A 6,089-nucleotide genomic window follows, 5' to 3' on the forward strand; every position below is an offset into this window, starting at 1 on the left:
GCTGTCTTTCATTTGGACCGGGGCCGGATTCGTCCGCTGAGTTGTTCCATCATAATGCTGCCAAACGCCGCAGGAATTACCAGAAGAATAACAGGATCGATACAAATTATGTCAGCCAAAATACGTAGTTGAAGTGTCTTCCGATGGACGATGCGATGCATCAGGTCGCGGACAATACTGCCGCGGATCCGGCGAATTCGTTTTGCGTTGGCAGCCTTGCGCATCCCGGCAAGCTTGTAAATCGAACCGACCGCGGTCCACAACTTCAATTCATTGCGAAGCCGGTCGAGTGACCGGTCGGTATTCCATCCCGCACCCGCAAAGATATTGACACCGAGTCCGCAATTGCAATCGATGGCAGGCGAAAAGACGGCACGTCCTCCAGACGCAAAAAAATCCAGCCAAAAAAGGTAGTCTTGTCCGTTGAAGAATTCGGTTCGAAAGCGCAAGCGGCGATGTGTGCGGTAGCGATAGACGACGTTGGAGGTACCGATTACATTGCCCCGCACGAGGATCTGGTCTGCCATGTCACCGTTGTACTCGTACAGATCTTCGGTTGAGGACAACTTTCTATGCTCGTTCAGCGGAATCTTGCCGGCTCTCGCGAACGCGCTTTTTTCCTTGAAGTCAGAAAAATAGAAATCCGAGAAGTAGAAATCGTAACCTTGATCCAGCGCTGCAACTGCGCGGTCGAGATGTCCCGCAAACCACTCGTCATCCGAATCGAGAAAGGCGACATACTCCGTATCCGCTGGCAAGCTGTCCAACCCGCGGTTCCTGGCGGCGCCAGGCCCGGCATTCGGCTGTTCGATGATTGTGATGCGCGGTTCCTTCCTGTCGATATACGACTTGAGTTCGTCTTTCGCACATACAGGCGAACCATCGCTGACAATAACTACATGAAAATCCACGAAGGACTGTGCGAACACTGATTGAACCGCCCGAAGAAGAATGCCCTTCTCCCGTTGAAAGAACGGGATAACAACTGCTACCTTTGCCATGCCGTGACCACTCCACGATGTTAGTTTTTCCGGATTCCTCCCTTGTATCGATAAACAGCCGGTATTGATTACACAAGGCTTAACGGCGCACGGCTTTTATCTTCAGGATGGCGGGTGGCATTCTAATATTTTCGACAACAAAAGGCATCGCTAAGATTAAATATTTAACAATATCGATCACTTGACATTGTTTCATTATGCAGGTCGGAACAAACACTCAAACCAGCTTTTGTTGTGCAACGACGCCGAAGCGGACGGGTCTTGATGATGTTTGACGATCTTCTCTTTGCCAAATGACTAACACATGCCTGGTTGTAATATACTTGGCCCGCATAGCAGAGCGGATGAGGATGTCGCTGCCATTTCCCGCATTCCCCCGCATGTCCCGATCCCCGACCACGCTCCGTCCCGGCCAATGAGAGATCTCGCCGTTACCCTTATCGTATTTGGCTCGCTGCCCTTCATCTTGAAGAGGCCTTATATCGGCATTCTGATGTGGGTGTGGATCAGCGTGATGAATCCGCACAGGGAAAGCTGGGGCTTCGCGACCACTTTCCCCTTTGCGGCGGTCATCGCCGCAACCACGCTGTTAAGCCTGGTGCTGACCAAGGACCGAAAAGACTTCCCAGTCACCCCCGTCACCCTGGTGCTGATCGGGTTCATCATCTGGATGAACGTTTCCACCGTCTTCGCAATTCACCCCGACCAGGTTTACGGCAACTGGAACAGAGTCATCAAGATCATGCTGATGACGATCGTGACCCTAATGCTAATAAAGACGAGGCGGCACATCGAGTTGTTCATCGCCGTTCTGGTGTTTTCACTAGGCTTTTTCGGCGTCAAAGGCGGAATTTTCACTGTCATGAGTGGCGGGCAATTTCGAGTATGGGGCCCGGCCGACACGTTCATCGGCGGCAACAACGAGATCGCGCTTGCGCTGATCATGGTGATCCCGTTGATGCATTACCTGCAGATCATGACGGATAAAAAATGGATCCGCCACGGACTAACCGTCGCCATGTTGCTGTGCGCGTTCGCGGCGCTTGGGTCCTACTCGCGCGGGGCTTTGCTCGCCATCGCCGCCATGGCAGGATTCCTCTGGCTCAAGAGCAGCAAGAAACTTATTCTTGGCATCCTGATGGTGATTTCGATACCCGTACTCGTTGCATTCATGCCCGACCAGTGGACCGAGCGCATGGACACGATTTCCACCTACAAGGAAGACAGTTCCGCAATGGGCCGCATCAATGCCTGGTGGATGGCATATAACCTGGCCAAGGACAGACCGCTGGTTGGAGGCGGGTTTGAGATCTACGACCTTGAGGTCTTCGGGAAATATGCTCCCATCCCCACCGATGTTCACGCTGCCCACAGCATTTATTTCCAGGCGCTCGGCGAGCATGGATTCGTGGGGCTCGGTCTCTATCTGCTACTCGGCTTCCTGACATGGCGATGCGGAAGCTGGATCGTCCGGAATACCAAAAAAAGAGAAGATTTAAAGTGGGCGTACCATCTCGCCGCCATGGTCCAGGTCAGCCTGATCGGCTTCGCAGTCGGTGGTGCGTTCCTGAGCCTGCTTTACTTCGACGTGCCGTATTACCTGATGGCCGCGATGGTCATTACACGCAGGATCATTGAAGAGCAATTGAAGTCCGAAGCACAACTTGGTCGTTCGAATGCCGGCGATATTGCCCGTTCAAACGCGCAGGCGTTGGCACCGGCCGCGTCAAGATTTCTTGGGTAGCCCATGCGCTCAACACATCACGCCCGCGAACCCCGCTGGTATTTGAGGACGAAAGATGCCGAATCCCATAGCCGACACCGATCTCATGATTGATCGCAGGGGACAGAGTTGGGCGTCGCACCTCGGCAGGGCGATGATGGGCGTTCTGTCGCCGGGCGGTCGGCATGCACGGTTATCGATACTGATCTATCACCGCGTTTTGCCCCGGCGGGATCCGCTCTTCCCGGGAGAAGTGGACGCAGCCGACTTCGATCGCCAGATCGCTTTGCTGAAAAGATGCTTCAACATCATTCCGTTATCGGACGCTGTGAAGGCAATGCAACATGGCACACTTCCGCCGCGTGCCGCGTCGATCACCTTCGATGATGGCTACGCAGACAATGCCGAAGTTGCCTTGCCCATCCTGCAAAGGCACGATGTTCCGGCCAATTTCTTCATTGCGACCGGTTTCCTCGACGGCGGAAGGATGTGGAACGATACGGTGATTGAACTCGTACGGAATGCCGCCGGAAATACACTCGATCTCGATAAGGTCGGTTTGGGTCAATTCGATATCGGGACAATGGCCCTGCGCCGGCAGACGATTTCCGCCTTACTTGGAAAATTGAAGTATCTGCCCCCGGCAGAACGGCAGTCCCGCATAGACAGCATGTGCGAACACTTGCGCATTCCCTTGCCGTCCGACCTGATGATGACGACATCCCAGGTAAAAATGCTGCACAGCGCAGGCATGGGCATCGGCGGTCATACCGTTCATCACCCCATTCTGGCCAGCCTCGACCCTCATGCAGCCAAGAATGAAATTGCGGCCGGAAAGGAAGTGTTGGAAAGCATCGTACGGGCGCCCGTTCGTCTTTTCGCGTACCCCAACGGCAAACCCATGCAGGACTATCTACACCCGCATGTCGCGATGGTGAAGGAGCTTGGCTTCGATGCCGCCGTATCGACGGCCTGGGGGGCGGCCGATGCGAATTCCGATCCTTATCAATTGCCGCGCTTCACCCCATGGGACAAAAGGCAAGTTCGATTTGTGACGCATATGGCGCGCAATTTTTTCAGAGAGCCGCAGACGGCTACGCAAGCCTGATCACCTGCGGCTTACGGTCTTTGCCCGTGCCGTAAACAAAAGCTCGCAGTGTCGGCACCCAACGGAACTTAGACCATACGGAATTCTGCACGGACCGCAGCTGCGCCTGCCCGTTCGGGTTCCCGTCCACCCAATGCTTTACGGGCACGACGCTCCACGTCCATGGATTGGTCGCCGGACTATCCAATGGCGGACTGAGCTTGACGACCGAAGGCGGCACCGTACTTTCATCAAGACCAACCACGCATCCAAGTTCTTCGACCCACTGCAGGCCCATCGATCCGGCACGATGATAGTTCGGCACCGTACTGCCGTCATAACCGAAGCCGAGATTGGGAATCCGGCCGACCGTCGTGTTGCCGGTAACCGTCCCATTCGACAGATTGCGGATATAGAGTGTGCGCGGCGCATTGGTGGTTGCGTAGCCGCCGTCAATCATCACCAGCAGATTCAGCGATTGACATAGAACCAACGCCGCATCCTGCGTGTTACCGCCAAGCGCAGGGTACTGGGTAATTTGGCCCTGCTGGCTGATGAACAAAGTGAAATCGACCGGTCCGTTGGTTGCTGCCCACCATCCCTGGCGGCTCTCGTCCATCACGGTGATCGGATATGTGCCGGCGCTAGCACGGCCATTGCCGCTGAACGATATCCTCGTCGGCTCGGCGTTCGCCGGCTGCGAGGTCGCTAACTGCGAATAGCCGTTGACCTCCTTCGATACGTCAAGAAGGTTGATCTTGTTCGGATATCCGGATCCCGCCCAGAAGAACGATACCAGCGTCCCTTTTGCGCTGCCGCCCCACCCCGACGGCATTTCCTGCAGCCCAAGATAAGTGTGCGGGTTGTATGGGGTGGAATCAGGAGCAAGCCCGGCGCTGCTGAAACTGGATGAAATGTTGGCCGACAGCGGCAGGTTTTTCACGCTCCATGTCAAGGACGAGAAGTCGCATATCAGCGACATCTGCACGTTCGGCAAGCCGCCGGAAGATTCATGGCCTCCCGAATAATAGGCCTGCGCGCCCAGATCGCTGTAGTCGCGCAATATTGCGCTCCCGCCCCAGATGATGAAGGGACTGTTCATCGTGTCGCTTGCACCGTAGATGGCGGGACGGACGTCGGCCGGGTTATTGAGCATCGGCACATCCGCAAAATAACCGGCCGGCGGAACCCAGGCAGGCAAAGGCCTGGCGGCGCGGGTTTCCTGGACCTGGACGACGAAGGAATTGGATAAAGTTTGGGCCATCGTTATTTCAATCAGAATCTAGGTAGTTCGCTGTCGTGGCCGCAGATTCGACGTCCGTCCGGATTTCGTCGATCGTCCCGGACGCGGCAGGCGTGTTTGGGTGCGTTCGTTCGGCATGCTTGAGTCACCGGGCATTTCCGATGACAGGCCACCGTCAGGACATCATGACCAGGGGGCATTTCGAACGGTTCACGGCGCATTCCGCGGCCTGACACCCCATACAGGCGCGGTATTCAGTGCGGCAACCATACTTTTCCAGTTCGCGGCACCGGTCATTCGCTCGTAGGCCTGAAGTGCGCCTGGAACGTTGTGTTCAACCGCATAGGCAAGCGCTGGCTGGAGGTTTCCCCAGTAGCTGGTCTCGCCCGGGTAATAGGCACCGCGCAGATCGCCCGGGACGCCGCTGTTGGCGGTGCCCAGAGTGGCTGCATAGATTTGTCCCCAATCGCTGTACCACGGCCCCTTGCCGTTCTCGAAATCCGGGTTGTCCGAAGGGGACACGGCAATCGTATAGGTAGCTGCATCGCGATACAGGTATTCTGTGGGCGCCGTACCGCCAAAACGACCGATCACGCTGCGCGCCTTCCAGGCGAAAAACTGCCGCAGGTTCGTCATGCCGGCCGGGGAGATCGCAGGCTCCACATCAATGGCATAACCGTAGGCGGCCGTGAAAAAGTCTTCCTGCCAGGGAGCTGTGTAATAAATTCCGTCACCGACACCGGTGTAATCGCTATACGGCGTGACGATGCCATGCGGGTTATTCGGCATGGCGACGTAACGCCGGTGATAGTAATTGACGTTCGCTTCCAGGGACGCCATGAATTCCGACCGCAGCGCGCTGTCGCTGTCAGGCGTTATGCACGCCGCCTGCACCAGGGTGCGCATCGCCCAGGCGGCACCGCGCGTCGTGTTCGCGCCGGCGTTCGATCGAAAGACCCCTTGCGCGAACAGGCGTGCGGTGTCCGTGTTTTTCAGGAAGTGGACCGTCGCCGCAAACTGCACCTGCTCCATGAA

At 56.2% G+C, this 6,089-nt stretch carries 5 protein-coding genes; 2 read left to right on the forward strand and 3 right to left on the reverse strand.

Annotated elements, in window-relative coordinates:
• Nucleotides 1-8 precede the first annotated feature (8 nt).
• Complete coding sequence (locus V7080_RS02175) at nt 9-1,001, reverse strand: glycosyltransferase family 2 protein (protein WP_334186751.1); 993 nt, start codon at nt 999-1,001, stop codon at nt 9-11.
• Nucleotides 1,002-1,416: 415 nt separating this feature from the next.
• Between V7080_RS02175 and V7080_RS02180 the strand changes: the two genes are divergently transcribed.
• Together V7080_RS02180 and V7080_RS02185 are read left to right on the forward strand one after the other, a co-directional pair.
• The gene (locus V7080_RS02180; RefSeq protein ID WP_334186752.1) at nt 1,417-2,745 is read left to right on the forward strand and encodes a putative O-glycosylation ligase, exosortase A system-associated; all 1,329 of its coding nucleotides are present in this window, start codon (nt 1,417-1,419) and stop codon (nt 2,743-2,745) included.
• Nucleotides 2,746-2,800: 55 nt separating this feature from the next.
• Complete coding sequence (locus V7080_RS02185; RefSeq protein ID WP_334186753.1) at nt 2,801-3,832, forward strand: polysaccharide deacetylase family protein; 1,032 nt, start codon at nt 2,801-2,803, stop codon at nt 3,830-3,832.
• Here V7080_RS02185 and V7080_RS02190 read toward each other — a convergent pair.
• Both V7080_RS02190 and V7080_RS02195 read right to left on the reverse strand, forming a co-directional pair.
• Nucleotides 3,819-5,075 (reverse strand): hypothetical protein, encoded by a 1,257-nt coding sequence (locus V7080_RS02190; protein ID WP_334186754.1) that lies wholly within the window; start codon nt 5,073-5,075, stop codon nt 3,819-3,821. The two genes, V7080_RS02185 and V7080_RS02190, sit on opposite strands and share 14 nt — an antisense overlap.
• A gap of 189 nt (nt 5,076-5,264) precedes the next feature.
• Nucleotides 5,265-6,089: hypothetical protein (locus V7080_RS02195; protein WP_334186755.1), on the reverse strand; the 825-nt coding region annotated here is incomplete at its 5' end.

This window comes from Noviherbaspirillum sp. (assembly GCF_036846085.1).
Taxonomy (GTDB): Bacteria; Pseudomonadota; Gammaproteobacteria; order Burkholderiales; family Burkholderiaceae_D; genus Noviherbaspirillum.